31 protein-coding genes and 1 pseudogene are annotated in these 26,405 nt (G+C 39.2%); 20 read left to right on the plus strand and 12 right to left on the minus strand.

The window, feature by feature from the left end; translation table 11 throughout:
* Positions 1-14: 14 nt before the first annotated feature.
* Positions 15-1,130: a FliC/FljB family flagellin gene (locus SB028_RS11855; RefSeq protein ID WP_318859419.1), complete on the minus strand. Its 1,116-nt coding sequence runs from the start codon at positions 1,128-1,130 to the stop codon at positions 15-17.
* Positions 1,131-1,445: 315 nt separating this feature from the next.
* The gene (locus SB028_RS11860; protein ID WP_069368849.1) at positions 1,446-2,582 is read right to left on the minus strand and encodes a flagellin FliC; all 1,137 of its coding nucleotides are present in this window, start codon (positions 2,580-2,582) and stop codon (positions 1,446-1,448) included.
* A 387-nt stretch (positions 2,583-2,969) separates the two neighbouring features.
* Between SB028_RS11860 and fliD the strand changes: the two genes are divergently transcribed.
* From fliD to fliT, 3 genes are read left to right on the plus strand one after another with little or no spacing between them, the layout of a single operon-like run.
* Positions 2,970-4,400, plus strand: coding sequence for a flagellar filament capping protein FliD (gene fliD, locus SB028_RS11865; protein ID WP_069368848.1), 1,431 nt, complete (start codon positions 2,970-2,972; stop codon positions 4,398-4,400).
* A 20-nt stretch (positions 4,401-4,420) separates the two neighbouring features.
* Complete coding sequence (gene fliS / locus SB028_RS11870) at positions 4,421-4,819, plus strand: flagellar export chaperone FliS (protein ID WP_023581844.1); 399 nt, start codon at positions 4,421-4,423, stop codon at positions 4,817-4,819.
* A gap of 18 nt (positions 4,820-4,837) precedes the next feature.
* The gene (gene fliT / locus SB028_RS11875) at positions 4,838-5,191 is read left to right on the plus strand and encodes a flagellar protein FliT (RefSeq protein WP_069368847.1); all 354 of its coding nucleotides are present in this window, start codon (positions 4,838-4,840) and stop codon (positions 5,189-5,191) included.
* A gap of 234 nt (positions 5,192-5,425) precedes the next feature.
* On the opposite strand, the gene SB028_RS11880 is transcribed toward fliT, so the two are convergent.
* From SB028_RS11880 to SB028_RS11895, 4 genes are all read right to left on the minus strand, one after another.
* The gene (locus tag SB028_RS11880) at positions 5,426-5,896 is read right to left on the minus strand and encodes a GNAT family N-acetyltransferase (RefSeq protein WP_069368846.1); all 471 of its coding nucleotides are present in this window, start codon (positions 5,894-5,896) and stop codon (positions 5,426-5,428) included.
* Positions 5,897-6,132: 236 nt separating this feature from the next.
* Positions 6,133-6,414, minus strand: a complete 282-nt coding sequence (locus SB028_RS11885; RefSeq protein ID WP_069368845.1) for a hypothetical protein — start codon at positions 6,412-6,414, stop codon at positions 6,133-6,135.
* 184 nt (positions 6,415-6,598) lie between these two features.
* Positions 6,599-7,732 carry a hypothetical protein gene (locus tag SB028_RS11890; RefSeq protein ID WP_069368844.1) on the minus strand — a complete coding sequence of 378 codons (1,134 nt, stop codon included), beginning with the start codon at positions 7,730-7,732 and terminating at the stop codon, positions 6,599-6,601.
* A 355-nt stretch (positions 7,733-8,087) separates the two neighbouring features.
* The gene (locus SB028_RS11895; RefSeq protein ID WP_023581839.1) at positions 8,088-8,303 is read right to left on the minus strand and encodes a hypothetical protein; all 216 of its coding nucleotides are present in this window, start codon (positions 8,301-8,303) and stop codon (positions 8,088-8,090) included.
* A 276-nt stretch (positions 8,304-8,579) separates the two neighbouring features.
* Between SB028_RS11895 and SB028_RS11900 the strand changes: the two genes are divergently transcribed.
* Complete coding sequence (locus tag SB028_RS11900; RefSeq protein WP_069368843.1) at positions 8,580-8,807, plus strand: hypothetical protein; 228 nt, start codon at positions 8,580-8,582, stop codon at positions 8,805-8,807.
* A 608-nt stretch (positions 8,808-9,415) separates the two neighbouring features.
* Here the strand turns inward: SB028_RS11900 and SB028_RS11905 are convergent.
* Positions 9,416-10,585, minus strand: coding sequence for an RNA-guided endonuclease TnpB family protein (locus SB028_RS11905; protein WP_318860144.1), 1,170 nt, complete (start codon positions 10,583-10,585; stop codon positions 9,416-9,418).
* Between the two features lie 56 nt (positions 10,586-10,641).
* On the opposite strand from SB028_RS11905, the gene tnpA reads away from it, so the two are divergent.
* Entirely contained in the window at positions 10,642-11,067 is a 426-nt protein-coding gene (gene tnpA / locus SB028_RS11910) for an IS200/IS605 family transposase (protein WP_074454066.1), read from the plus strand.
* Here tnpA and SB028_RS11915 read toward each other — a convergent pair.
* Positions 11,030-11,302 (minus strand): DUF2933 domain-containing protein, encoded by a 273-nt coding sequence (locus SB028_RS11915; RefSeq protein ID WP_069367492.1) that lies wholly within the window; start codon positions 11,300-11,302, stop codon positions 11,030-11,032. The genes tnpA and SB028_RS11915 overlap by 38 nt on opposite strands.
* A gap of 254 nt (positions 11,303-11,556) precedes the next feature.
* Here SB028_RS11915 and SB028_RS11920 point away from each other — a divergent pair, with 254 nt between their 5' ends.
* Together SB028_RS11920 and SB028_RS11925 are read left to right on the plus strand one after the other, a co-directional pair.
* The gene (locus tag SB028_RS11920) at positions 11,557-12,198 is read left to right on the plus strand and encodes a hypothetical protein (protein WP_069367491.1); all 642 of its coding nucleotides are present in this window, start codon (positions 11,557-11,559) and stop codon (positions 12,196-12,198) included.
* Between the two features lie 107 nt (positions 12,199-12,305).
* Positions 12,306-12,566 (plus strand): annotated as a pseudogene (locus tag SB028_RS11925) (integrase); the annotation flags it as partial.
* Positions 12,567-12,571: 5 nt separating this feature from the next.
* On the opposite strand, the gene fliE reads toward SB028_RS11925, so the two are convergent.
* Positions 12,572-12,883 (minus strand): flagellar hook-basal body complex protein FliE, encoded by a 312-nt coding sequence (fliE, locus tag SB028_RS11930; protein ID WP_004248328.1) that lies wholly within the window; start codon positions 12,881-12,883, stop codon positions 12,572-12,574.
* 276 nt (positions 12,884-13,159) lie between these two features.
* Here fliE and fliF point away from each other — a divergent pair, with 276 nt between their 5' ends.
* The 13 genes from fliF (at position 13,160) to fliR (ending at position 24,240) form a co-directional block, all read left to right on the plus strand.
* Positions 13,160-14,887 (plus strand): flagellar basal-body MS-ring/collar protein FliF, encoded by a 1,728-nt coding sequence (gene fliF, locus SB028_RS11935; RefSeq protein WP_069367490.1) that lies wholly within the window; start codon positions 13,160-13,162, stop codon positions 14,885-14,887.
* A complete protein-coding gene (fliG, locus tag SB028_RS11940; RefSeq protein ID WP_069367489.1) occupies positions 14,884-15,882 on the plus strand; it encodes a flagellar motor switch protein FliG in 999 nt (332 codons plus the stop codon). The genes fliF and fliG overlap by 4 nt, the downstream gene beginning before the upstream one ends.
* Positions 15,875-16,594 carry a flagellar assembly protein FliH gene (gene fliH / locus SB028_RS11945; protein ID WP_069367488.1) on the plus strand — a complete coding sequence of 240 codons (720 nt, stop codon included), beginning with the start codon at positions 15,875-15,877 and terminating at the stop codon, positions 16,592-16,594. The genes fliG and fliH overlap by 8 nt, the downstream gene beginning before the upstream one ends.
* Positions 16,594-17,961 carry a flagellar protein export ATPase FliI gene (gene fliI / locus SB028_RS11950; protein ID WP_069367487.1) on the plus strand — a complete coding sequence of 456 codons (1,368 nt, stop codon included), beginning with the start codon at positions 16,594-16,596 and terminating at the stop codon, positions 17,959-17,961. Before fliH ends, fliI begins: the two co-directional genes overlap by 1 nt.
* 36 nt (positions 17,962-17,997) lie before the next feature.
* The gene (gene fliJ, locus SB028_RS11955) at positions 17,998-18,444 is read left to right on the plus strand and encodes a flagellar export protein FliJ (RefSeq protein ID WP_006533149.1); all 447 of its coding nucleotides are present in this window, start codon (positions 17,998-18,000) and stop codon (positions 18,442-18,444) included.
* Positions 18,444-19,847 carry a flagellar hook-length control protein FliK gene (locus tag SB028_RS11960; protein ID WP_069367486.1) on the plus strand — a complete coding sequence of 468 codons (1,404 nt, stop codon included), beginning with the start codon at positions 18,444-18,446 and terminating at the stop codon, positions 19,845-19,847. Before fliJ ends, SB028_RS11960 begins: the two co-directional genes overlap by 1 nt.
* A gap of 177 nt (positions 19,848-20,024) precedes the next feature.
* Positions 20,025-20,507: a flagellar basal body-associated protein FliL gene (gene fliL / locus SB028_RS11965; RefSeq protein WP_069367485.1), complete on the plus strand. Its 483-nt coding sequence runs from the start codon at positions 20,025-20,027 to the stop codon at positions 20,505-20,507.
* A gap of 5 nt (positions 20,508-20,512) precedes the next feature.
* Entirely contained in the window at positions 20,513-21,544 is a 1,032-nt protein-coding gene (gene fliM / locus SB028_RS11970; RefSeq protein WP_069367484.1) for a flagellar motor switch protein FliM, read from the plus strand.
* Positions 21,537-21,947, plus strand: a complete 411-nt coding sequence (gene fliN, locus SB028_RS11975) for a flagellar motor switch protein FliN (protein ID WP_006533153.1) — start codon at positions 21,537-21,539, stop codon at positions 21,945-21,947. The genes fliM and fliN overlap by 8 nt, the downstream gene beginning before the upstream one ends.
* Before the next feature lie 3 nt (positions 21,948-21,950).
* A complete protein-coding gene (gene fliO, locus SB028_RS11980; protein WP_069367483.1) occupies positions 21,951-22,397 on the plus strand; it encodes a flagellar biosynthetic protein FliO in 447 nt (148 codons plus the stop codon).
* Positions 22,397-23,167 carry a flagellar type III secretion system pore protein FliP gene (gene fliP / locus SB028_RS11985; protein ID WP_069367482.1) on the plus strand — a complete coding sequence of 257 codons (771 nt, stop codon included), beginning with the start codon at positions 22,397-22,399 and terminating at the stop codon, positions 23,165-23,167. The genes fliO and fliP overlap by 1 nt, the downstream gene beginning before the upstream one ends.
* A 15-nt stretch (positions 23,168-23,182) precedes the next feature.
* The gene (gene fliQ, locus SB028_RS11990) at positions 23,183-23,452 is read left to right on the plus strand and encodes a flagellar biosynthesis protein FliQ (RefSeq protein ID WP_069367481.1); all 270 of its coding nucleotides are present in this window, start codon (positions 23,183-23,185) and stop codon (positions 23,450-23,452) included.
* A gap of 5 nt (positions 23,453-23,457) precedes the next feature.
* A complete protein-coding gene (gene fliR, locus SB028_RS11995; RefSeq protein ID WP_069367480.1) occupies positions 23,458-24,240 on the plus strand; it encodes a flagellar biosynthetic protein FliR in 783 nt (260 codons plus the stop codon).
* A 21-nt stretch (positions 24,241-24,261) separates the two neighbouring features.
* Here the strand turns inward: fliR and SB028_RS12000 are convergent, their stop codons facing one another.
* From SB028_RS12000 to flgL, 3 genes are all read right to left on the minus strand, one after another.
* Complete coding sequence (locus SB028_RS12000; RefSeq protein ID WP_069367479.1) at positions 24,262-24,723, minus strand: hypothetical protein; 462 nt, start codon at positions 24,721-24,723, stop codon at positions 24,262-24,264.
* A 6-nt stretch (positions 24,724-24,729) separates the two neighbouring features.
* Complete coding sequence (locus SB028_RS12005) at positions 24,730-25,134, minus strand: hypothetical protein (RefSeq protein ID WP_069367478.1); 405 nt, start codon at positions 25,132-25,134, stop codon at positions 24,730-24,732.
* 325 nt (positions 25,135-25,459) lie between these two features.
* On the minus strand, positions 25,460-26,404 hold the full coding sequence (flgL, locus tag SB028_RS12010) for a flagellar hook-associated protein FlgL (protein ID WP_069367477.1): 945 nt from the start codon (positions 26,402-26,404) through the stop codon (positions 25,460-25,462).
* Position 26,405 lies beyond the last annotated feature (1 nt).

Genomic DNA, 26,405 nt, shown 5'->3' on the forward strand with positions numbered 1-26,405 from the left:
GGTCAGTGTACGAATTAACGTAACAGTGATAATACGTTTTGTGGCATTTGATTAGCTTGTGCCAATACTGAAGTACCCGCTTGTTGTAAAATTTGGCTTTTACTCATATTGGACACTTCAGTTGCATAATCGGCGTCTTCAATACGGCTACGTGATGCAGTTAGATTATTAACGGTATTGCCTAAGTTGGTAATAGTTGAATCTAAACGATTTTGTACTGCACCCATTGCACTACGTAAGCTATCGACTTGAGATAACGCTTTATCTAATGTTGCTAATGGTTTTTCAACAATATCATCGAGTTTCATCGCGGTACCTGATGTGGCTACTTTTACTGTTTTACCTGCTGTAGCACCTGTTGTGGCAGCGATACTAAAGTAATCATCCTTACCGTTTTTATCTACGGTGTGAACCACCAAGGTAGATTTATCGTCTTTGCCATTAGCATCTACACCATAAGAAATCTCGTAGCTTTTCCAATCCTTGCTGGTGATTTTTGCATCTAAATCCGCTGTATCTAGTTTTTGCATCTCTTTTGTTGCAGGAGTACCCGTTAAAGTGACTTCAACTTCAGTGGCTTTAGAACCAATTTTGCTTTTTGCTGATAAATCCAATTTATCAATACCCAATGTAGTCGCATCCGTTTTTTTCAAATCAACACTGATTTGCTCTTTATCATGCGCGCCAATTTGTAAATTTAATGTACTATCTTCACTTAACACTTTGACGCCATTAAATTGTGTTTGTTCTGATATACGATTTATTTCAGCGGTACGTTGATTCACTTCTTCTTGAATAGATTTGATATCTGATTCTGAATTAGAGCCATTTTTAGCTTGTACGGTTAATTCACGAATACGTTGCAGGTTATTATTAATTTCATTTAATGCCCCTTCGGTAGTTTGGGTAATAGAAATACCATCGTTCGCATTACGTGAAGCTTGAGTCAACCCATTAATATTAGAAGTAAAACGGTTCGCGATAGCTTGACCTGCGGCGTCATCCTTGGCGCTATTAATACGTAAACCCGAAGAAAGACGTTGAATTGCTGTATTTAAGGCGCTTTGTGAGCGATTTAAATTCTTTTGAGCAACCAGTGATGTTGGGTTAGTCATAATTACTTGTGGCATACAATATTCCTTCGACTTGATTTTAAAATACTTTTAAATGAATAGGTTAGTTATTACGTCACTGTAATAACGTTGCCTATACACTATCGTCACCAATATCGAGGGGTTTATGATTTTCGGCATCGTGAAAATAGCAAAAAAAGCCAGTCGGTTAATTTTTAAGGAATAATTGATTGCAGAAAAAAGTAAAAGAGGTTGAGAGAAAAAATAAAACTAAAAAAGATGAGTTTAAATATAAAACACAAAAAACAAAAAAAGGCTCTCTTACGAGAACCTTTTGGATATAGAAAGGTATCTTTTGTGTCAGTGTACGAATTAACGTAACAGAGACAGAACAGTTTGTGGTACTTGGTTTGCTTGAGCCAGTACTGAAGTACCCGCTTGTTGCAGAATTTGACCACGGCTCATGTTAGAAACTTCTGTTGCATAGTCAGCATCTAAAATACGGCTACGTGCAGCAGATAAGTTGTTAACAGTATTGTTCAGGTTGTTGATAGTTGATTCAAAACGGTTTTGAATCGCACCTAAAGAAGAACGCATACCATCAACGGTGTTGATTGCTTCATCTAATTTAGATAAAGCATTAGTATTTTGCTCTTTACCTGCTTCTTGTGCTGCTTTTAAATCAAACTCATCTGCTTTAACTGTAACTGTTACTTCACCTGTTCCAGCATCAGCTTTGCCTACATCAGCTTTGTACTTAACATCTTTGCCATCTAATTTACCAGTAACGAAGTAATCATCACCAATTTTTTTCAACTCAGCACCTTCAAGCACTTTTTCTGGTACAGCTGGTGTTGGTGGAGTGGTAGATGTATCTTCTGGTACTGCAGCAATTTTAACTGCATCAGCATTGATTTTTAAAGATTTACCATCAGTGATATCAGAAGCTTTAACTGTTTGTGCATTTAAACCTTCCGCTCCAACTGAGAAATCTTTTAATTTCAATTCGTTGCTATCAACTTTTTTCAGGTCAAATTCAATTTTTTCTTTGTCGTTAGTACCAACGTGAACGGTCATTTTTTCTTTTTCGCCGCTCAATACTTTAACGCCATTGAATTGAGTTTGTTCAGAAATACGGTCGATTTCTTTTAAACGCTCGCCAACTTCTTCTTGGATTGATTTGATATCTGATTCTGAGTTAGAACCGTTTTTCGCTTGAACAGTTAACTCACGGATACGTTGTAAGTTATTGTTGATTTCGTTCAGCGCACCTTCAGTCGTTTGAGCGATAGAGATACCATCGTTCGCATTACGTGCAGCTTGAGTTAAACCATTTACGTTTGAAGTGAAACGGTTAGCAATCGCTTGACCTGCTGCATCGTCTTTAGCGCTGTTGATACGTAGACCAGAAGACAGACGCTCGATTGCACTTCCTAAAGCTCCCTGAGATTTGTTCAGGTTGTTTTGAGTTACCAGAGATAGATAGTTGGTATTAATGACTTGTGCCATAGCTAGATTCCTTTAAAATCAAGTCGATAAAATAAAAGTTTGCCTATTCATTTACGGTGTCAATCACCGGCAACAAGTTTATCGGCACCCCACATACAACCTTTAACTTTTCCTACAAATATTTCTGCAATTTTTTATAGAATTAATATTAACTCAATGATAAATAAAGAAATTAATTTATTATTTTTTTATTCATTTTTTATCAATTTTCGTCTCAACCCTTTTCTTACTCTTCTAAATTCGACTTTGGTCATCAATAGCAATAAAAGGCTTCTATATGGCAGCCTGTTTATGTCATCAAAAATACCAAATAGACGTAAACTTTTCGCCGATTCTACCGATAACGGTTTTTGAGGATTATTTTACGAACACAGAAAGGAGACCGGTATGGCTGGTATTGCTTCACTCGGCGTGGGCTCAGGGATGCCTCTTAGCCAAACATTGGCACAATTGGAGGCGGCGGAAAATAAACGCCTTGAACCCCTAGATAAACAGATGAAAAGCTACGAAGCGCAAATTACCGCTTACGGTAAGATCCGTAGCCAACTTGATAAATTACAGAAAGCGTCTGAAGATTTAAAAAAATTCGATAAAATCGTTGCAACGAAAGTTGATGATGAGTTTGATGCTTTTAAAGTGACGACAGATGGTAAAGCCAGTATTGGTAACTATACTGTCTCAGTTAAAGAGCTTGCTCATGCACAAACATTAAAATCAACTAAAGTTTCCGATGTGAAAGAAACCTTAGGTGAAACGTTAGGTGAAGGTAATAAACGCACCTTAGTGATAACCCAAGAAGGTGAAAAAGAACCTTTACGCATTGAATTAGAAGATAAACAAACTTCGATCATTGAATTGCGTGATGCAATCAATAAAAAAGAAGGTAACGTTTCAGCCACTATTGTTAAAGCAAAAGACGGTGAAAACTATTTAGTCCTCACTTCTCGTAAAGAAGGCACTAAATCTGAGATGAAAATCACCGTTGAAGGTGATGATAAACTTAATCAATTTCTTTCTAATTCACCCGCAACCGATGAAGCGTCCCATACTTCAGGGATGAGAGAAATCGTTAAAGCGAATAACGCACAATTAACGATTAACGGTATTGATATCGAGCGTCAAACGAATGAGATCAAAGATGCGCCAGAAGGGCTCACGTTAAATCTTAAGAAAACGACATTTGATAATAAAGACAAAGCAGATAAACCAGAGATAGTCACTGTTGCTCGTGATATTGAGCCAATGAAAAAGGCGATTAAAGCTTGGACTGACGCTTACAATGAGTTAAACAGTACGTATAAATCTCTGACTAAATATACGCAAGTTGAAAAAGGCGAAGAGTCAGCAAAAGACAACGGTGTGTTATTAGGTGATAGCACCAGCCGTATGATTATGTCTGAGCTAAAAAGCTTTATTACTCGCTCACAAGAAACTTCAGATTTAGATACCCTAAATAAAATGGGGATTAAGTTTAAAGTCGATGGCACATTAGAAATCGATAATAAAAAACTGGATGATGCGTTAAAAGAAAAACCCGCTAACGTAAAAGAGTTTTTTATGGGGGATGGTAAAGAGACGGGTTTTGGTACACAAACCTATAATTACCTGAAGAAAACGCTGCAATCTAATGATGGTACTTTAGATATTGCCACTGATGGCGTAAAAAAACGCAAGAAAACATTAGATAGTCAAATTAAAAATACGGAACGCAATATTGCCGCCACGATGGAGCGTTATAAAAACCAGTTCCAACAGTTAGATAAAATGGTCAACTCCATGACTAACTCCAGTGCCTCAATTGGCCGTTTATTAATGTAATTTTTTAAAAGTAGGACACTATGTATCAACAATCAGCCAGTAAAATGTATGCTCAAATCGACGTTGAAAGCGAGATTTTAAATGCCACGCCTTACCAGCTGATCCAGATCCTATTTAATGGGGCGCTTAGCGCCCTTCGCCGTGCATTAATCTTAATGGAGCAAGGAAATATCGCCGGTAAAGGCGAAAATATTTCTAAAGCCATTAATATTATTGGTAACGGATTAAAACAAGGTCTGGATAAAGAAAAAGGAGGCGAGCTTGCAGAGAATCTGGAGCTCCTTTATGACTATATGGTTAATCAGCTACTCGATGCTAACTTAAAAAATAATCCAGAAAAAATTCATGAAGTCATCAAGCTCTTAACTGAAATTTCTGATGCTTGGCAACAAATCGGCACACAGATTAATTCTTATTAAATTAGAGTGGACAACAATATGGATATTATGGCGGCTTACGAGCATGTTTTAAAATCAAGTGAGCAAATGTTAACGCTTGCCAAAGATCAGCAATGGGATAAGCTGATAGAAATGGAAATGGATTATTTAAAAAGCGTAGAAAGTATCACTAAGATGGTAAAACCTGCTGACGGTGAGCTGAGACTACAGCAATGCCTCACAGATATGCTAAAGAAAATCTTAGAAAACGAAAATGAGACGCGAAATTTATTACGAGCTCGTTTAGATGAGCTTGGTATATTAATAAGACAGACTGAACAAGAGCAGAGGGTACAAAATAGCTATGGTCAGTTTACCGAACATAGTTATTATCCTGATCTCAATCTTAAATAACTCTCCTCTGCGCCAAAAGCGGTTTTATTAGCTAATGGCGTCTTTACTTAGAAAAAACAATCCTTATTATTCAGCTTAACTTGTTATCGGTAACGTAAGAACCAACGTTAGCCATTTTATATTTTTTGTTTTTTATTTTTTATTTTTTATTTTTTATTTTTTATTTTTTATTTTTTATTTTTTATTTTTTATTTTTTATTTTTTATTTTTTATTTTTTATTTTTTATTTTTTATTTACACAGACATAGATTGTACAGATTGCACTAACACCATATCAATATGAGGTATGTTATCTTCAAGATACGTTTCCGAATCGATAACAAAACCGTGTGATTGATAAAATGAGACTAAATAAGCCTGCGCCATTATTTTTATTGTATGGGTATTAAAATGGCGACATGTAGTTGCAATTGCCTCTTTTATTAACTGATGTGCAATACCACTTCCTCGCTGATTTTGAGCAACAATGACCCGCCCTATTGACGCTTCTTTAAATGCAATACCTTGCGGTAATAAGCGGGCATAAGCAATGAGTTGCTGACTCTCTTTCTCTTTCGCAAATAGATGTAATGTCTTTTGATCTAGTCCATCAAGATCTTGATAAGCACATTGCTGTTCACAAATAAAAACCTGATTTCTTAAAGCTAAAATGGCGTAGAGCTCATCGGTGGTGAGTTGTGAAAATGATTTTAAAATCCAATTCATGCACTTTATCCCTTGGTTTAAAAGTGGCAACAAAACAGTCAATGATAATGCAATATCATCGATAAAATGTGTGTTTACTCTAATAATGAAATAATACGTTGATAGTCCGTTTTGCTAGTGAGGAATGCAGAAAATGGGCGATAAAACCGTTAATATCAATACATTCAGACTCCCCCATGAGCCTTTATTACTTTTATTACCTTTATGACTTTGCTTATCTATTTATAAAGATAATCTCAAAGTCGCTCTAACCCTTTCCACGCTCTGTTTTTTACTTCAGTCACTAAAATGGCAGGATTTAAGGTTATTTTTTCTGCAATTGAAAAAGCCAACTCGATAACTTCTTTGTGATCTTTAGTTTCAGTATGATAATTAAACTCTGCAACAGGCAGAACATATTTACCTTTCAAACCATCAATCTCTGTTTTAAATCCTTCTTTTACCATCTTTTGTGTTAATAACACATAGTCTGCATTTTCAGGATCGGATAACTCGACTCTAACAGTAAATTCAGGCATAGAAACCTCCTACAATCTGTCTATGTCTAATAAAATTCTGTTAGCTCTCATAAGTCAGTATATTAAATCAACAATCATTTTCCTAGTAAGAAACTGTGATAAATAATGTGATAATGATTGTAATAGAAATCGCCCACTTCACTGTGGGCGACATGTAGATCACTATAATCTGATAAATGATAATTTATTTAATTACATCATAGAGTTGTGGATTAGATAAATAATCTGCGGCTAAACCTACTGATGGGTTATATTGTCCACCCTGGATCTCAGAGAATGCTTTACCCTCTTTACCTAATGAGACTTTGCGTTCATCTTTACCCGTACTTTCATGAATAGAATAGGTTTTACGACGCATTGCTATATATTTATCTGCATCATTAGCAATATCGGTGTGATAACCTGTAATTTGTGTATCCGTTAAGGCTAATTTATTTGATAAATCACAGCCCCAACGCGTTAAACAAACTTCTGCAAAGTGGCGAACGACTAATCCTGGTGCATATAATGCATTTTCACCTTCACTACCATCAATAGCAGCATTACCCACTAATGTGGCGTGGCGTCCTGAAATAGGGAAAATATGCATTTTAGTGTCTGCCGTCACCGTTGGGATCACGCAAATAAATCCTTTTGAACGCTCATCTTTTGCATAAAATCCAACATATTCTTTGACGTTTTTACCAAGCGTCACTTTTTCAGGTTGGAAATTTAATGGTCCCGGAACAGGATCGATAGCAAAAATATTCACTGGAATATCTTTTAATTGAGGATCTGCCAACATCGCATTTGCTAACATATGGCAAGTAATACCACCACGGCTCCACCCCACTAAGTTAACTTGTGTTGGAATAATGCCATCTTTACGAAAGATACGAATAATTTGCTGTTGAAGTTGTTGCTGAGTGACTTGACGATCGCCATAGTCATATTTACGCCATAAAAAAGAGCCTGTTACCTTAACATCTTCAATAGGGATGCCCGCTTTTTTCAGTTGGTGATACTGCTCTTCTGTTAACTTTTCACGTTGCCAATCAAAGTTACCTTTCATTAAGCAAAGTGCGTGATTAACATTTTCTTCCCAACCACTACCAAAGAGAGATCCCTTGATATCAGAGTAATTAGGGCTTTCAACCCATAAATCATCTTCTTGCAAATTACCACTACCGGGTCCATCAACAATAAACCACTGAGCAAACTCACGTCCTTGGTTATTTTGCGCTAAAGTAGAAACTAATTCGCCTTGCCAGAAGGTTGGGTTATTATTATCAAATGAGCTAGAACCTGTACCACATAAATAAACGGTTAATACTGTCATAATTAAATTTCCTTTTTTAATGACTAAAAAATCAAAATAATGATTTTTATTTCCTTGTATTGAGCTATTCCTTAGCCCACGAGCACATTAGCCATAAGTTTTTTTTTATTCAATTAGCAAAAGTAAATTAGTAGAGCTGAGATCACATAATTCAAATTTATTTAAGTAAAAGAAATGCAAAAACGCTATCTGATCAATGTAATTAAATTATATAAATGAGTGCCTTCTTTTTTTATCGTTTCTACTAGTAAATCAGTTTATAAACAAAGCATATTAAATAGCCAGCTCTTACATTTAGATAAAAAAAAATCCCACATAATTAAATGTAGGATTTCTATTAGGTAGATAGAATTTCTTATAAACGATTAAAAGCAACAACTCTTACCGCAGGAATATCAGCTTGTGCCCCTTCAGCAACTTCCTGACATGCTTTTTCTAACGCAATATGGGGTGTGATCCCACTTTCTGTTTCTACAATTTTATGTCCGGCGTAGGTATCACCATTTCTGGAACGCACTTTATACGCAATAAACCAATATTCCATATCATCACCGTTTACGTTATTAATCATGTAATTACCATAGCCGTTTATGACCTGCTTTAATGTGATAATAATCAATAATTTTTAGTTTAATAAAAATGATTTATAAAAAAGAGAAGTGATTTCACTTACCCATAAAAGTTATTCCATACTTGGATCAGTAACCACGCAACAATTATCCAACAAACCATTGAATAGATTATGGCTAACATAGGAGACAGTGACGATGCGAAACATTAGGGTTAATGTATATAAATACTGATAATATTTGCTACAATTGGAGCAGGATTATTGTTTGGATAATTTATGGATATTATTGCTGAAATTGCTTTTCGTATTATTGCGTTAATGATTGACATTATTTATACCACTCTTCGTTTTTTTGGATTTAGAATCGCTGTGCTAGGAAGTGGTTTTTTCCTTCTTCATATGCTCAGTTATCATCCTATTTTCATCATAATATTTATAGTTGTGGTGATCGCGTTATACGCACCAGTAATATATAAATTAGTGAAGAAAAGAAAAAGCAATTAAATACGTTACACACTCCTGCTTGATATAATGAAATTAGTTGGAATGACGACAATCATTGACAGTATGATAAACAACCATGTCTTTTATATATTGGTTATCACTTGAATTGTCGATAATATCCCCTGTACTTAGTTAATTCGATGCGTTGGCTCTTTAAAACACAAAATGCCGAATCTCATCAATCCTGAGTTTTCCGTAGTCCGTTGTGAGAAGAAATGGGAAATAACTAAAATATTTCCTTATATAAAACATGTTTTCTTCAAAGAATACTTTCTGTCCAAGCAATCCACCTCACTATCTGTTGTATGTTGATTTTAATTTGAGAACTTAATTTACGCGCTATCTTTTGTGGATATTTGCACTCACAATATCGTTTAATAGCGACATGTCGAATTGGATTTTTAGGTAGCATATCAATACCATCATGGTGATTGGCTATTACGATTTCACCAAGGCACGGCTAAATCAGATAGCCAATGTGTATTCCAATCGCATTGAGCTAAATTTGATTATTTAGCTCAAAAGCAGTATTAAGCCGTGTTCTTAAACATCTAGCATGCTTAAGCATGTGACTGCTCCCCACCGTAAACGGCGAGGCTTCCCACTTCTCAGACCGCAACCCTCTGTTCGACGGATTTACGCGGGTCTCCATGGGCTGAAACGACGAGTCCCGCCGCGTGTAATTCCAATATGCCCTTGTGTCGGATATTGATTGCCGCATTGATATCTCGGTCATGTTCAACTCCACATTCAGGGCATTGCCAGATACGCTTATGTAGTGGCATTTCTGACATTTTATGACCGCAGCAATGACAGGTTTTCGAACTGGCAAACCATTGATCCAGTTTTACCAGATGGACGCCTTTTTCTGCGGCTTTATATTCCAGCTTTGTGATAAAACCATGCCAGCCTGCATCACCGATAGCGCGAGCCAGACAGTGGTTTTTCATCATATTCGCCGATTTCAGTGTCTCTACAATTACCGCTTGGTTTTCGTCAACAATTGCACGAGAGAGTTTGTGTTGAAAATCAGCACGGGCATTGGCTACCCGTTCGTGTACACCTGCAAGCTGTATTCGGGCTTTACGGCGATTAGCACTCCCTTTTTGCTTGCGAGATAAGGCTTTTTGTTTTCGACGTAGGTGACGGCTGGCATTGATAAGGTGGCGCGGATTAGCAATCTTATTGCCGTCTGATTTGATGGCGTAATGACTCAGCCCCACATCAAGCCCCGTGATATTTGATATCAATGTTGGCTTTGCCGGTGCTTCTACCCCGTCATCACAGAGTAGTGACGCATAGTATTTTCCGGTTGCGCTGCGGCTCAGTGTGATACTTTTCAGCGCCCCCGTAATTTCACGATGTAAACGCGCTTCAATCGGTGCGATTTTCGGGATTTTTATCGCGCCATCAATGACTTTGATCCCGACACAATGATAGCTAGATTGTCTGCCATGCTTACTTTTAAACGTGGGAAAACGGGCTTTTAGTTTCGGATTAAAAAAGTTGGAGAAAGCCACGTCAAGGTTAATCACCGCCTGCTGCAATGCTATGGAGTCATATTCTTTAAGCCACCCATATCTGCGGGATTTTTTCGCCACTGCAAGCAGCGGTTTAAGGTCTTTACGCGGGTTTAAATTTACGCCGTGCCGCTGGTAAGCGTCTTTCTTGATGTGCAGCGCTTTGTTGTACGCAAAACGAACCGCACCGAACTGAGCGTTGAGATATTCAGCCTGTTCTGGTGTTGGGTAGATGCGTACTTTTGTTGCTCTTAACATCATCAGCGCTCATTGATATAATGTTTTTATTTTAACACGTTAGGGCAATATATCAATTGAGTAATCATGATGATTTACTGGCGGGATCCCTCAGAAAGCGGCACAGTGTCAGTAAACTGGTCGTGCATCTGATCTTTACGACAAAGTATCGACGTAAGCTATTTGACGGACAGATGATCACTCAACTGCGTGATGCATTTGACTCCGCTGCGGCAAAACTTGAATGCGAAGTTATTGAGATGGACGGAGAGCCTGACCATGTGCATCTGCTGGTTACTTACCCGCCAAAACTGGCGGTCAGTGTGATGGTCAACAATCTGAAATCAGTATCGTCGCGCCTGCTGCGCCAGCAAAACACACATTTATGGACGCAAAGTAAAACGGGACTTTTGTGGTCAAGGTCGTACTTTGTCTGCAGCACCGGAGGGGCAACGATTGAAACACTCAGAGCCTACGTTCAGAGCCAGTCAACGCCTGATTGATCTTTAGAGCCTGCGGGCTTTTCGCCTTATATCCCCCCGCCCGCACTGGGCGAGGGTTTACGGCGTTTTTCGCTAAATGTGTTTTCTTTTTTTCTATTGTCGCTGTTTCATCTTTATTTTTACAGCAATCATGTGAACCGTTTTTATCATGATGATGTTTATGCATAAAGAGGTGCATCAGCGGACAAAGTAATAACATAAAAATAAACCAATTATCTCGTAAAAGTTCCCACATAATCATCTCCTTAAATCACGTTAAAAAAATGATAGGGGTTACTCTAAGAGGAAGGTCTAGTATGGATTTGTTATTTAATCCGTATTTTTGTCAATTACCTTTCCACATGTTAATTTGAGTTTCTCCACAATAATGAGCTTTATAAAATTAAATTTTATCCCTCCCTGCTATACTGTAATAACATTAATATTTTAAGTATTATTAACTATAATTCTCAAATAATAGTTAAAAAGTTATTTAACATGGAGGTTCGGATGAAAATATTTTTTCAAATATTATTAATTGCCTTATTTCTTAATGCCTGCTCTTCATATAAAAAAATAGATGAAAGTAAAAGTGGAAATGTCATTGAGGTTAAATCAGCACTTATTGAAGATGATAATTTGTATATCCTTAGTCGTTCTGCTAACTATCATTTTAAGGGTGAAGCGATTACTGCATTGAAAAAATTTGCCACTTCTAAATATAATGATAAGGTTATTTATTTTAGCGCTAGCCTAGGAATAATGGGGAGCGTTGTTAATGGTAACTATATGATTTATTTAGATCCTAAAGATTTCTCTATAGATGAACTCTATGATCTTGCCAGTAACTATCATTTTTATAAAAGCAATTATCAGTTTAATAGTGATGAGGAAATGATTAAAAATCAGATACCTGATTATCAAAATAGATTTTTTATTATTGGTCAATTTAATGCTAATGGAGAGAGGGTAAATTTATCCAATAAAGATGAATTATTAGAAAAATATCCCTTACCTCAACCTGTTTTTGTCAAAATTAACTATTATTCGAAACATTTAGAACCATCAGAAACATTAAAAACAATCGCATTAGTGCCACTCCAAGCGATGAGTCTTATTTTGATAGCACCGCTTTATATTTTTATTTATTAAAGCTACCTGCCCTTCCCTCGTAGGGACTTATGTCTCTACTGAAATACAGGCACCACCCTTTTATATTCAAAAAACAAAAGATGACACTTAGGATTACCTCTTTTTTTGGTGTTAGGCACAGAAAGTCATATCAAACAAGACACACCTATGCTTGTTGGATGTTATCTGCTGGAGCAAATCCTGCATTCATTGCAACACAGATGGGGCACTCATCATCAAAGATGGTACACGATGTTTATGGTTCTTGGACGCCTGAGAACGATCAAGACCAAATATCGCTATTAAACCAAAAATTGAATGATTCAGTCCCCTATGTGTCCCCATCGAGTCATAATAAAGATAACATTCGATTTATATCAAATAGTTAACCCTATCACACCTGCATACTCATAATTTCTTGATAAGCAGCAACGAGCTTATTACGCACTTGTACCCCCATTTGTAATGAGATACTGGATTTTTGCATATCCACCATCACATCATTTAATTCAACACCGGGTGTACCTAAGGTAAACGCTTGAACTTTGTTGGTTGCATTCACTCGAGTTTCATTAATTTTACCCACGGCTTGAACAAGCTGAGTGGCAAACCCTGCCTGTACTGGCTGGGGTTTCGCAATATTGGATGCTTGTAAAGTCTGGATTTGCATTTTATCCAGAACACTTTCAATAGCTGGAATTGACATATAAACCTCTGCGTTAATCATCTAATTCAATTATTGAATCAATGTCATAGTAAGGAAGTGAACCAACACGCTTACCGAGTTATACCCTAACACAGGGGCTTCATTCCAAAGCGAGTAATTAACGCAAAAGTTAAGGGCTAATTACGCCATTAAATGAAACGCAAAAGGCCAATAATGAGACACCTGAGAGTAGGTTTATTTATTTGCGTAAGGGGAGTCTGTTTTGTTACGCCACGCTTTTAGTATTCATCCCGAACTACAAGGCAAGGATTGTCTATGAATGCCGAAAAAACCGACGTTGTGAACCAGAATAAGGGTTTTAACGCCATTATTAACCGGATAAAAGCCGATCCGAAAATTCCGCTCATTATTGCGGGTTCAGCGGCTATTGCCATTTTTGTTGCTGCATTTTTATGGTTACAAAGCCCTGATTATAAGGTGCTTTATAGTAATCTTAGCGATAAAGACGGTGGCGAAATTGTCACACAGTTAACACAGATGAATGTACCTTATCGCTTGTCACAAAATGGCGCGGCGATTATGGTGCCTGACAATCAGGTTCATGAATTACGCCTGAAACTCGCGCAAGCGGGGCTTCCTAAAGGCGGTGCTGCCGGTTTTGAACTGTTAGATAAAGAAAAGTTCGGGATCAGCCAATTTAGTGAACAAATTAACTATCAACGTGCACTTGAGGGTGAGCTTGCTCGCACTATCGAGACATTAGGTCCTGTACAAAATGCTCGAGTTCATTTAGCACTACCAAAACCATCTCTTTTTGTTCGTGAACAGAAATCCCCTTCTGCATCCGTTACGGTGGGTCTTTTACAGGGTAGAACACTGGATGAAGGTCAAATTAATGCCATCGTGCATATCGTTGCGAGCAGTGTTGCTGGTATGCCTGACAGCAGTGTGACCATCGTTGACCAAAGCGGTAAATTATTGACACAACCTGATACGTTAGGTCGTGACCTTAATTCTATCCAACTGAAATATGTTCAAGAGCTAGAGAGCCGTTATCAGCAACGTATTGAAACGTTATTAGGCCCAATTGTGGGTCGTGGAAACGTTCATGCACAGGTAACTGCTCAAATTGATTTCTCTCATACAGAAGAGACAGCAGAAGAGTACAAACCAAATCAGCCACCCAATCAAGCTGCTGTACGTTCAAAACAGTTGAGCCAAAGTGAGCAAAATGGTGGCATGTTAGCGGGTGGTGTTCCTGGGGCATTATCTAATCAACCTGTTGCTCCCCCACAAGCGCCTATTGAAACATCAAAAGCGCAAGAAGGTGAGAAAACAGATGACGCCAATGCAACTGGAACAAATCGCACATTAACGCGCAATCCAAACAGCAATAGCCGTTTAGATGAAACAACTAACTATGAAGTTGATCGCCGAATTCGTCATATCAAGCGTCCAGTAGGTAATATCGAGCGTCTTTCTGTCGCTGTTATTGTGAACTACAAAACCGTTGAAGATAAGAAAGAAGCCGCAGAAGGCGAAGAGCCTGTTGTTGAAACTAAACTTGTTCCGCTAACTGATGAGCAAATTCAGCAAATTGAAGGGCTTGTTCGTGAAGCGATGGGCTATTCTCAAGAACGTGGTGACTCTTTAAGTGTCGTGAACTCTCAGTTCAACGATATTGAAGAGAAAGTAATCACTGTTCCTGTATGGGAAAACCCAGAAATTCTTGCGAAAGCATTAGATTTAGGTCGCTGGTTATTACTTGTCATCATCGCATGGATCTTATGGCGCAAACTGGTGAAACCACAGCTTGAAAAACGCCGTGAAGCTGAGATTGCGGCACAGAAAGCCGTGCTGAAAACGCAGCTACAAGTTAAAGATGATGTAGATGAAGCCGAATTAGATGACGAAGCACGACGTAAACAAGCACGTCAACGTGTCAGTGCCGAATTGCAGAGCCAACGTATCCGTGAAATGGCAGAGAAAGATCCTCGTGTCGTTGCAATGGTTATTCGTCAATGGATGAGTAAAGAACAATGAGTAATAACTTAACTGGAACCGAAAAAAGCGCCGTTATGTTACTAACACTCGGTGAAGACCGAGCGGCGGAAGTATTTAAACATCTAAGCACACGTGAAGTTCAACAGCTAAGTATTGCGATGTCTTCAATGCGTCAGATCTCAAATCAGCAATTGATTGATGTGATGGCAAGCTTTGAAGAAGATGCCGTCCAATACGCAGCATTGAACGTCAATGCGAACGATTATTTACGCTCTGTTCTTGTTAAAGCTTTAGGTGAAGAACGTGCGAATAATCTTTTAGATGAGATCTCTGAAACTCGTGAAACCACAACGGGTATCGAAACACTTAACTTTATGGAGCCACAAATGGCTGCCGATATTATCCGCGACGAACATCCGCAGATTATCGCAACCATCTTAGTTCACCTGAAACGGGGTCAAGCTGCAGATATTTTGGCACTGTTTGATGAGAAATTACGTAATGATGTGATGTTACGTATCGCAACATTTGGTGGTGTTCAACCGTCAGCATTAGCAGAGTTAACTGAAGTACTGAATAACCTGCTTGATGGTCAAAACCTCAAACGCAGTAAAATGGGTGGTGTTCGTACTGCGGCTGAAATCATCAACTTGATGAAGAGCCAGCAAGAAGAGAATGTTATTACTGCGGTTCGCGATTACGACGGCGAATTGGCACAAAAAATTATCGACGAAATGTTCCTGTTCGAAAACCTTATCGATATCGACAACCGTTCTATCCAGCGCATTCTACAGGAAGTGGAATCCGAGTCCTTGGTTGTGGCATTGAAAGGATGCGATCAAGAGCTACGCGATCACTTCCTCAACAATATGTCGCAACGTGCTGCTGAAATCATGCGTGATGACTTGAGTTCTCGCGGCCCTGTTCGAATGTCTCAAGTGGAAGCAGAGCAGAAAGCAATTCTGCTTGTGGTACGCAAATTAGCAGAGACTGGAGAGGTTGTTCTTCATGGAGGAGACGATACCTATGTCTGATAAACATACTGATACTAACTGGAAGCCTTGGGTTCCCAAAGAACTCACAGATTGGGCATTAACGGTCGAGGAAACGACAGAAGACGAAAAGGAAGTCGAAAAACAGGAAAAAGAAGTTGTTCAGCAACAGAAAGTTCTTGAGCAAATTAATATGCTTGATGACATGAAAGACAAGGCCCAGAAATTGGGCCACGCTGAAGGCTTTGAGGCAGGGAAAAACCAGGGTTATCAGGAAGGCTATCAGGCTGGATTACAATCAGGTATTGAAGAAGGCATTCGCCAAGGAATTGCTCAACAATCGCCATTAATTAATGAATGGCAAGGATTGTTGGCTGAGTTTAAGCACTCTTTAAATGGGTTAGACAGTGTTATTGCTTCACGTTTAATGCAAATCGCGCTCACAGCAGCAAAAGAAGTTCTGGGTCAGCCTGCGGTGTGTGATGGTTCTGCATTACTGACGCAAATCACCTTAATGTTGCAACAAGAACAAATGTTCTCAAACAACCCACAGTTAAGAGTTAACCCAACACATATTCCACAAATTGAAAAAGAGCTGGGTGACTCACTTTCTGCTCATGGTTGGAAAGTGGTTGCCGATAACAGTATTCATGTTGGTGGATGTCGTGTTGTAACAAATGATGGCGATCTTGATGCCACGATTGCAACTCGTTGGCATGAACTTTGCCGTCTTGCTGCTCCGGAGGCGTTGTAATGACAGCAAGATTGGGGCGTTGGTTAGAAAAACTCAGTGATGCAGAAGCGCGTTTAAATAAAATTCCGCGTGTGCGTCAATATGGACGTTTAACCAGAGCAACAGGTTTAGTCATGGAAGCTAAGGGGCTTGTTATGCCTCTTGGTTCTACGTGTTTAATAGAACGTACCATTGGTAAAACTGTTGAAGAAGTTGAAAGTGAAGTCGTTGGTTTCAATGGCAGTCAAATGTTGTTAATGCCTTTACAGGAAGTCGAGGGATTAACACCAGGTGCTCGTGTTTATGCACAGGCGACTCCAGGTGGGGAAAATGAAGGTCGTCAGTTGCCGCTTGGCGATGCGCTATTAGGGCGCGTGTTAGATGGCTCTGGTTATCCTTTAGATGGTTTACCACCACCCGATGCAGATTATCGTGCGCCACTGATCACACCTCCTATCAACCCACTACAACGCACCCCAATTACCGATGTACTGGATGTGGGTGTGCGTGCAATCAACGCACTGTTAACCGTAGGGCGTGGTCAGCGAATGGGGCTTTTTGCAGGCTCTGGTGTCGGTAAAAGTGTGTTATTAGGCATGATGGCACGTTTTACTCAAGCTGATGTCATTGTGGTTGGATTAATTGGTGAACGTGGACGTGAAGTTAAAGACTTTATCGAAAATATTCTCGGTACTGAAGGTTTAGCACGCTCAGTCGTTGTTGCAGCACCTGCTGACGTATCCCCCCTTCTTCGAATGCAAGGCGCTTCTTATGCAACACGTATTGCTGAAGATTTTCGTGATCGCGGAAAACATGTCTTACTGATTATGGATTCACTCACACGTTACAGTATGGCGCAACGCGAAATTGCCCTTGCTGTCGGCGAACCGCCTGCAACCAAAGGCTATCCACCTTCTGTATTCGCGAAATTACCCGCACTGGTCGAACGTGCAGGAAATGGCGTTGATGGTGGCGGTTCTATCACGGCTTTCTATACTGTTTTAACAGAAGGTGATGATCAGCAAGATCCCATTGCTGACTCTGCGCGTGCGATTTTAGATGGTCACATTGTGCTTTCGCGTTCTCTTGCAGAATCGGGGCACTACCCTGCTATCGATATCGAAGCCTCAATTAGCCGTGCAATGACATCACTGATTGATAAAACACATTATCGTCGCGTACAAGTGTTTAAACAGCTTTTGTCTAGTTATCAACGTAACCGAGATCTCATTAACGTAGGTGCTTATGCCGCGGGTAGTGATCCTATGCTTGATAAAGCCATTGCGCTTTATCCATCCCTCGCGAAGTTCTTACAACAAGATATCCAAGAGCAATGCAGTTATCAAAGTGCATGTGAGCAACTTAATCAACTGATCACAGTGAACTAATTCTGAACATAATCAGAGAAAGTAAAGAGGGTTCCAATGCGGGAGCAGTCACCTTTAGTGACACTGAGAGAACTGGCACAGACAGCGGCTGAACAAGCCGCTATTCAACTGGCTCAGGTCCGGCAGAGTCATCAACAAATGGAACAGCAACTCAATATGTTGATTGGGTATCAGGATGAATACCGTGTACGTCTAAATGAAACGTTGAATTTAGGGGGGATGTCGTCAGCATCGTGGCAAAACTACCAACAATTCCTCAAAACGCTCGAATTGACTATCGAACAACATAAACAACAACTTCAACATTGGCAGGCGCAGCTTGATCTTGCAACTGAACAATGGAGAGAAAAACAGCAACGACTCAATGCATTTGAGACTTTGGAGCAACGCGCTGAAGATAGCCGTAAGCGACATCTCGATCGTATTGAACAGAAACAAATGGACGAGTACGCACAGCGTAGTACTTTACGGAGAACAACTTGATGGAGATAACGCTTCTGACCATGGATGTCGCAGCAGCCTCTCCGGGAACGACATCTGCTTCAAATAGTCAGCCCGGTGATAATGCCCCGACATTTGCTCAGCTTTTGGGTTCTCAACCTCAAAATGCACAGAGTGATAAAAAGACAGCCAATATCACAAACCACGCAACGAAAGAAAACAAAGCACATTCACACTCTGATGAAGACAAAACAAAAGAAGAAGGTAGTCATCTTGCGTCTGTCACCACAGAACCTAATGTGATAGAAGAGTCATCTCTTGAGAAATCTCAATTGACGCTTACTTTGCCGGATAATGAACAATTTGCGGCTATTGTTGAAAATAAAAACCCATCTTTATTAATGTCTGCAGAAGAGCTTGCCGCTGAACTTCCCGTTCAGTTAGCCGGACTCCCTGGATTAAAACGTCTTACCCTTCCCTCTGATCAACTGACTCAAGCATTACAACAGCCTCAGTCAATGAAACGTGAGGAAGGTTTAGCCTCATTAGCACGCACTATTTCAAAAGATCGCGATATGTCGGACTTCAACCTTGCCGACAAACTCAATTTATCAAAATCAGATGAACAGTCCTTGTTAACCCAACGACGACCAGAGACAGCGACGTTAGCCACAGAAAGCACACTCGTTAGTGCTAATCAAACAGAAAAGCCTTCTGCGAAAAAAGTCGATAGCATGGCATCGCTTTTAACACCAACAGCAGAAAAAGTGAATGCGTTACTAAACGGCGATAAGCAAGTTGCCAATACAAAATTAGCGGATAATGTTGCTCAGCAAATAGCGTCAACAAACCACGTTGTAGAAAACGATCTTCACAACACTCTTTCTAACTCCTCTTCTTTGGCTTCACAAAGCATTACGGGTCATGCTCACTCTTCAACCCAACCACAAATGCAATTTTCACCGATGGTAACACAGGTATTAAATGCACAAGTGGGAACGCAAGAGTGGCAACAGCAACTCAATCAACAGATTGTGATGTTTAGTCGAAATGGTTTACAAAAGGCAGAGCTACGTTTACACCCTGAAGAGCTAGGTTCATTGCATATCCGCATGAAAATAGAAGATGGGCAAGCACAGTTACACCTTGCTTCACAAAACGGGCAAGTTCGTTCTGTATTAGAAAATGCCATGCATCAATTGCGTCAAGCTCTCTCTGAAAATGGGATCCAGCTCACGCAGAGTCAGGTGTCTAGCGACACTCATGACAGTTGGCAACAACAAAATATGTCAGATTCCTCTCAATTTAGTGGAGATGGTGCCGATAATCATCAAGGAAGCGAGGGTAATTCTCTGCAGTTAGCCTCTGAAACGGCACTACAAAAGATAACTCTTACGCCTCAAGAATTAGCATCTGCTCGTGGTGGTGTTGATATTTTCGCCTAATACAAATGTATTGGGACGACACCCTATGTCAATAAACGTAAGAGTTAATGGTTTTTTCCCTATCTGTTTCTGCCATTAAAAAACAGAAATAGCGGGATAATTAAGGTTGATTTAGATGGATATGGAAGTCCACAACAGTGAACACGTATCCACTACAAAACAGGAATTTAACTGTCCATGTCTAATTACAGCAATGAACGTAAAAGCTATAGCTTAATTCTGATCATCGTATTATTGGTGATCGCCATTATTGCAGCGGCATTCGGTGGATATAGTTGGTGGGCATTGAAGCATGCTAAATCAGGTTCAGCGGGCACAAGTCAGCAAAAAGTTATACCAGCACCCGTTTTTATGTCATTAGAACCCTTTACGGTAAATCTCATTGATGACGAAGAACACTTAGACAGAGTGCTCTACATAGGGATCACATTAAGATTGCATAATGAAGAGACTCGTAAGCGTCTACATGATTATTTACCAGAGGTTCGTAGCCGCTTGTTATTACTGCTTTCTCGTCAACAGGCTAATAAGCTCGCGACAGACAATGGAAAACTCCAGCTAATGACGGATGTAAAAGAAACGCTGAGACCGACTCTCGTACCGGGAGAATCTGAACAGATCCTCTCCGATGTACTGTTTACCACGTTTATTCTGCGATAATCATTATGAGCGATAATATCCTTTCACAGGCAGAGATTGATGCTCTGTTGAATGATGACACATCAGGTGACAACGCCCAAAAAAGCGCGAACAAGGAACCTGCGATAGCGAAGGATCCGAATGAACCGGATATTCAGCCTTATGACCCCAACACGCAACGCCGTGTGGTTCGAGAACGTTTACAGTCGTTAGAAATTATTAACGAACGCTTTGCACGTCAATTCCGTATGGGACTATTTAACATGCTCCGTCGGAGTCCTGACATTACGGTTGGTGGCATTAAAATTCACCCCTATCATGATTTTGCTCGTAATTTACCTGTGCCAACAAACCTTAATTTGGTGCATTTAAAGCCTTTACGAGGAACCGCATTATTTACCTTTGAACCCAATCTGGTTTATATCGCGGTAGATAATTTGTTTGGTGGTGATGGCCGTTTTCCAATCCCTGTGGAAGGACGTGAATTTACCAACACAGAGCAGCGGATCATTAACAAAATGTTGAAACTGGCACTTGATGCCTACCGTGATGCTTGGGATTCCATCTTCAAAATTCAGGTGGAATATGTTCGTTCTGAAATGCAGGTGAAATTTACCAATATCACCTCATCACCGAATGACATTGTTGTTACGACACCTTTTCAAGTAGAAATTGGTTCAATGGTTGGGGAATTTAGTATTTGTATTCCATTTGCCATGATCGAGCCATTACGTGAACGACTGATCAATCCACCAATTGAAAATGTTCGTCAAGAAGATGGGGTATGGTTAGATAGTTTAGTCAACCAAGTTCAGCATTCAGAGCTTGAACTGGTCGCAAACTTTACTGACATCCCACTGCGTTTATCAAAAGTGTTAACACTTAAAGAAGGAGATGTTATCCCGATTGATAAACCAGAAAGATTGATTGCACATGTTGATGGTGTGCCCGTATTAACAAGCCAATACGGTACAGTAAATGGGCAATATGCCCTTCGTGTTGAACACCTAATTAACCCTGTTTTAAACGCTCTGGATGAGGAACAAACCAATGAGTGATGCAAATCGCCCAACTGATAATTCACAATCGGCTGAGGATATGTGGGCTGATGCAATGGAACAGCAAACTGGGAAAAGCCAGGATAATAGTTCCGATCTATTTGAACATCTGTTACCTGAAGACGATACACTGAATCATCTATCTGACATCAATTTGATTATGGATATTCCAGTCAAATTAACAGTAGAGTTAGGTCGCACCAAAATGACCATTAAAAAATTACTTAGCCTGTCACAAGGTTCTGTCGTTTCCTTGGATGGTCTAGCTGGTGAGCCTCTTGATATTCTTATCAATGGCTATTTAATTGCTCAAGGTGAAGTTGTGGTTGTTTCTGATAAATATGGTATTCGCATTACCGATATCATTACACCATCAGAACGTATGCGTCGTCTGAGCCGTTAATCTATGGAACAGCTTCCTTCCTTTTCCAGCCAAGGTGCGGTAAATACTACCGCACCCGCTATAACACAAACTGTTCAAACACCGACACAACCGTTGCCTGTGAGTCAAAGCCTTGCTCAAGTTAGCACGGCACTCGCTGGCATTATCGTTCTTATTATTATTGCTATGTGGTTATTCCGTCGTTTTGGCTTTACCCGTGGTTCATTTAAAGGAACGACAACACAACTTAGCGTCAAAGCAAGTTGTTCATTAGGTGCGAAAGAACGTGTGGTGGTGGTTGAAATAGAACAGGAATGGCTCGTATTAGGGGTAACTGCATCACAGGTAAATCTGCTGCATAAATTACCCGTCCCTGATAAAGCCTCGCAGGAAGCGACCTCATCACCAACATCGCCATTGTTTACTCAACTATTACAAAAAACGCTAAAGCGAGATAAAGGCAACTCATAATGCATCAGTGTGTCACTTTTTTTAACGCATTAAAGCGTTGGCGTCTCTTCGCTAGTGTGCTGGTTGTACTTTTGTTACCTACCAGTGCGTTTGCCCAATTTCCGGGTGTTATTACACAGCCTTTACCGGGTGGTGGTCAAAGTTGGTCATTACCCGTACAAACATTAATCTTCATTACCGCGTTGGGATTTATTCCTGCTGTTTTGCTGATGATGACAAGTTTTACTCGGATTATTATTGTCCTTGGATTACTACGTAATGCGTTAGGTACACCTTCTGCACCACCAAACCAAGTGGTTCTGGGTTTGGCGTTATTTATGACTTTTTTCATTATGGCACCCGTTTTTGATAAAATTTATCAAGATGCCTATATGCCATTTACTGAAGATCAAATTACCTTTGAGCAAGCCTTAGAGAATGGCGCAAAACCTTTGCGTCAGTTTATGATGCAACAAACGCGTGAAACTGACTTGGCTCTGTTTGCCCGTCTTGCCGATGCACCCGCGTTTGAAACGCGCGAAAGTGTACCTATGCGTATTTTGGTACCCGCTTATATTACGAGTGAGCTAAAAACTGCCTTTCAAATCGGTTTTATGATTTTTATTCCTTTTCTAATTATCGACTTAGTGGTTGCCAGTGTGTTGATGGCGCTAGGTATGATGATGGTGCCCCCTGCCACTGTTTCATTGCCATTTAAACTCATGCTATTTGTTTTAGTCGATGGTTGGCAATTAATACTGGGCTCGCTTGCACAAAGCTTTTTTAATTAGCGTAGAGGTAACGTCATGACACCAGAATCCGTCTTAGCTCTAGGTACTGAAGCGATGAAAATCGCTTTATCGCTCGCAGGCCCTCTTTTATTGTCCGCGCTGGTAACGGGTCTTGTGATCAGTATGCTGCAAGCTGCAACGCAGATAAACGAAATGACATTATCGTTTATTCCAAAAATTCTTGCTGTATTAGCCGCTATTTTAGTTGCAGGCCCTTGGATGCTAAGTTTGCTTGTCGATTATATGCATAACTTATTTACAGGCATTCCAGGGATGATTGGTTAATAGCAATGATAACCCTGACCAGTGAAATGCTTAACGGCTACATTAGTGATTTTTTCTGGCCATTTGTGCGGATCCTCGCCCTTTTTAGTACTGCGCCGCTATTTAGTGAAAAGCAAACACCTAAAAAATTCCGTATTGCCCTCGCTTTTTTAGTGACGGCATTAGTCGCACCAGGTTTACCGCAAAGTCATGTACCGTTATTCTCGCTTATTGCCTTTTGGATTTTGGTGCAACAAATTTTGATTGGTACCATTCTAGGGTTATCAATGCAATTGGCATTCGCTTCTGTTCGTCATGCGGGTGAAGTGATTGGTTTACAGATGGGGCTTTCATTCGCCACTTTTGTCGATCCATCAGGTGGCCCTAACATGCCTATTCTCGCACGTATTTTTAATATGCTAACAATGCTATTATTTATGGTCTTTGATGGTCATTTATGGCTATTATCTATATTAGTTGATACTTTCTATGTTGTTCCTATTGAAAATCAGACTTTTAACTCATTAGGCATACTAACTTTAGTTCAAAGTGGTGGCACTATATTTATTAACGGTATGATGTTAGCCATGCCATTAATTACCCTACTCCTTGTTCTTAACCTTTCATTAGGTATTCTAAACCGTATGACACCACAGCTTTCTGTCTTTGTAGTGGGTTTTCCTCTTACGCTGACTATCGGTATGTTAGCATTATCCATGATCATGCCTGCATTACCTGTGTTTACAGAGCGTGTCTTTAGTGATACGTTTAATCGCATCACATTGATATTGCAACAATTAGTTTCTTGATATGGGCTAATAATCAGCCCATTATTTATTTTTTATACTTATGACTAAAGCGTTTTCAGTACCTATATTGGGATAAAATATTTTTTCGAACTCTTTTATTGTTTCAATATGCTCATAAGTTTTCGACATAATATCTTCATGTTGTTGAATAATATATATATCTTCTTTTTTGGCTAATAATTCATTGATAAATCTATGGAATTCTTCAGCATTATTCTCTGAATTTTTTGCTGTTATTAAATGATTGGTTGAATCTTCTAAAACATAAACCCAATAATCATCAAGATTTAATCGCTTTGAAAATAAGCATTCTAATGCACTACCGCAGGCTTTATATCGTGTAAATATAAACGTGTTATTCCAAGAGTATTTTTTAGGATCTTGTGAAAATAACTCATCACCCCAGCTAACTTTTTGCTCAATACATTTGATTAAAGAAAGCGGTATTGATTTATTAATCAGTAATTCAAAATAAGCACACATAATTTTCTATCTCAACGATTCTAACCACAACAGAAAAAACTCACGTTGTTCCGAAGGTGTAACTAAGGTTTCATTTCGATAGTCATTAAATGTACCGACTAAATCTTCTTGGAGCGCTTGCTTTCCCATTTTCATACAATAAACTGCCATACCACTTCCCATATCACGAGACATTCCTGATGGATAGGTATCTATTCTTGCGCCATGGCAGTGAAAAATAACATCCGTTAGTTGATTACGAATAGCATCTAAACAGGCAAAATAATCTGTTGCTGAAAATTCACCATAGTGATGGCCTTCAATATCGACAGTAATTTTACATTTTCTTTCAGGAGAGGTTGTCAATCGTAATTCAGCGATAGCGTCTTTATGATTAATTGTAATTGGGATATCGAATTGTTTTCCATTCATAGATAAAAATCCTTTGTTGTTTGCCATTTAACATTCTAATTTATTTTCTATTTACTCATTAATAATTAATCCACTTTTAATCTAATCGTACATATTTATTACTATACAAAAAGATATAAAATCAAATTTACAACCCAATACTCGTGAATGTGCAATTATTAATACTGCTACTGGCGATATTATTTAAACCACAGAACCTTTCATGTACATGATGCCTAATATAGGAAAAATAGTTTACCTGTTTTATCCAATAAACAATAAAAAAACCCCTGATAAATAAATATCAGGGGGGATATCAAAAAAGACTTAAAATAATATTGAAATATTAGCGATACATTTTGAACATCGACATATCTTTCATGTCGTTAAAGACTTTATAAGAAGCCTGTAATACAGACTCTTCTTGGTAATAATCTGAAATTGCTTGTGTCCAATCTAAGTCGCGCAATTCGCTTAAACGTTTTGCATTTCTTAATGATGTGTCCGCACCTAAATCATCTAAATTATCAAGTTCTTGAAGTTGTAAACCTAACTTCGCTTCAACACTAGAAATATTATTTAATGTTGCGCGGTTAACCCTGTTTGCCGTATCAATTTTCGCTAATGCAGCTTCACGATCAGCTTGAGGTTTACCTGTTAATGGTTCGCGTAATGCAGTAATAGCACTATCTAATGCTTCAAAAATATCAGGTGCTGTTCCTTTACTCCCTGATGATTGTAATGTTTCAATCCCAGTGAAGTTAGTGACCATTTCAATATTACTATCTACTTTTTGGGTAATTTGCTTATCACCACCTTGATAGGTGATTTTGCCAGTTGCATCTGCTACAAAAGGGGGTTTATCTGATTGGAAACCGGCAAAAATATAACGGCCAACCCCATCTTTTGTGTTACCAATACCCACTAGCTGATCTTTTAAACCCTGTAATTGATCTGCTAAAGAGGAACGATCTTCATCACTTAGCGTGGCATCATTACCCGCAGCAATCAGTGTTTCTTGAATTTTGGTTGTAATATTCACCATTTGGCTTGCTAAGCTCATTTGCAAAGACATACTGTTTTTTGCAAATCCACGCGCTGTCGCATACTGTTGGTTACGTGATTCAGATTGTTTCACCATCACGGCTTGAGAAGCTGCCATCGGATCATCTGAGGGTTTCTCAACACGACGACCACTGGAGATTTTGTTTCCTTCAGTCATCCATTTGCTTTGCGAACTGGTGATATTGTCCACTCGCTGACTAAAAATTTGATTTGAACTTAAACGCACC

The organism is Proteus vulgaris (genome assembly GCF_033708015.1).
GTDB lineage: Bacteria > Pseudomonadota > Gammaproteobacteria > Enterobacterales > Enterobacteriaceae > Proteus.

Bases quoted from the DNA above. Each gene is read 5' to 3' on its own strand.
- SB028_RS11860 (WP_069368849.1), bottom strand. From the start codon at position 2,582: ATGGCACAAGTCATTAATACCAACTATCTATCTCTGGTAACTCAAAAC.
- fliH (WP_069367488.1), top strand. From the start codon at position 15,875: ATGTCTGATAAACATACTGATACTAACTGGAAGCCTTGGGTTCCCAAA.
- SB028_RS11900 (WP_069368843.1), top strand. From the start codon at position 8,580: ATGGATATTATTGCTGAAATTGCTTTTCGTATTATTGCGTTAATGATT.
- SB028_RS12005 (WP_069367478.1), bottom strand. From the start codon at position 25,134: ATGAATGGAAAACAATTCGATATCCCAATTACAATTAATCATAAAGAC.
- SB028_RS11960 (WP_069367486.1), top strand. From the start codon at position 18,444: ATGGAGATAACGCTTCTGACCATGGATGTCGCAGCAGCCTCTCCGGGA.
- fliE (WP_004248328.1), bottom strand. From the start codon at position 12,883: ATGTCAATTCCAGCTATTGAAAGTGTTCTGGATAAAATGCAAATCCAG.
- fliD (WP_069368848.1), top strand. From the start codon at position 2,970: ATGGCTGGTATTGCTTCACTCGGCGTGGGCTCAGGGATGCCTCTTAGC.
- SB028_RS11880 (WP_069368846.1), bottom strand. From the start codon at position 5,896: ATGAATTGGATTTTAAAATCATTTTCACAACTCACCACCGATGAGCTC.
- fliR (WP_069367480.1), top strand. From the start codon at position 23,458: ATGATAACCCTGACCAGTGAAATGCTTAACGGCTACATTAGTGATTTT.
- fliG (WP_069367489.1), top strand. From the start codon at position 14,884: ATGAGTAATAACTTAACTGGAACCGAAAAAAGCGCCGTTATGTTACTA.
- SB028_RS12000 (WP_069367479.1), bottom strand. From the start codon at position 24,723: ATGTGTGCTTATTTTGAATTACTGATTAATAAATCAATACCGCTTTCT.
- fliP (WP_069367482.1), top strand. From the start codon at position 22,397: ATGCATCAGTGTGTCACTTTTTTTAACGCATTAAAGCGTTGGCGTCTC.
- fliL (WP_069367485.1), top strand. From the start codon at position 20,025: ATGTCTAATTACAGCAATGAACGTAAAAGCTATAGCTTAATTCTGATC.
- fliT (WP_069368847.1), top strand. From the start codon at position 4,838: ATGGATATTATGGCGGCTTACGAGCATGTTTTAAAATCAAGTGAGCAA.
- fliS (WP_023581844.1), top strand. From the start codon at position 4,421: ATGTATCAACAATCAGCCAGTAAAATGTATGCTCAAATCGACGTTGAA.
- fliO (WP_069367483.1), top strand. From the start codon at position 21,951: ATGGAACAGCTTCCTTCCTTTTCCAGCCAAGGTGCGGTAAATACTACC.
- SB028_RS11920 (WP_069367491.1), top strand. From the start codon at position 11,557: ATGAAAATATTTTTTCAAATATTATTAATTGCCTTATTTCTTAATGCC.
- fliM (WP_069367484.1), top strand. From the start codon at position 20,513: ATGAGCGATAATATCCTTTCACAGGCAGAGATTGATGCTCTGTTGAAT.
- SB028_RS11895 (WP_023581839.1), bottom strand. From the start codon at position 8,303: ATGATTAATAACGTAAACGGTGATGATATGGAATATTGGTTTATTGCG.
- fliQ (WP_069367481.1), top strand. From the start codon at position 23,183: ATGACACCAGAATCCGTCTTAGCTCTAGGTACTGAAGCGATGAAAATC.
- SB028_RS11905 (WP_318860144.1), bottom strand. From the start codon at position 10,585: ATGTTAAGAGCAACAAAAGTACGCATCTACCCAACACCAGAACAGGCT.
- SB028_RS11915 (WP_069367492.1), bottom strand. From the start codon at position 11,302: ATGTGGGAACTTTTACGAGATAATTGGTTTATTTTTATGTTATTACTT.
- fliJ (WP_006533149.1), top strand. From the start codon at position 17,998: ATGCGGGAGCAGTCACCTTTAGTGACACTGAGAGAACTGGCACAGACA.
- SB028_RS11890 (WP_069368844.1), bottom strand. From the start codon at position 7,732: ATGACAGTATTAACCGTTTATTTATGTGGTACAGGTTCTAGCTCATTT.
- fliI (WP_069367487.1), top strand. From the start codon at position 16,594: ATGACAGCAAGATTGGGGCGTTGGTTAGAAAAACTCAGTGATGCAGAA.
- fliN (WP_006533153.1), top strand. From the start codon at position 21,537: ATGAGTGATGCAAATCGCCCAACTGATAATTCACAATCGGCTGAGGAT.
- SB028_RS11885 (WP_069368845.1), bottom strand. From the start codon at position 6,414: ATGCCTGAATTTACTGTTAGAGTCGAGTTATCCGATCCTGAAAATGCA.
- SB028_RS11855 (WP_318859419.1), bottom strand. From the start codon at position 1,130: ATGCCACAAGTAATTATGACTAACCCAACATCACTGGTTGCTCAAAAG.
- fliF (WP_069367490.1), top strand. From the start codon at position 13,160: ATGAATGCCGAAAAAACCGACGTTGTGAACCAGAATAAGGGTTTTAAC.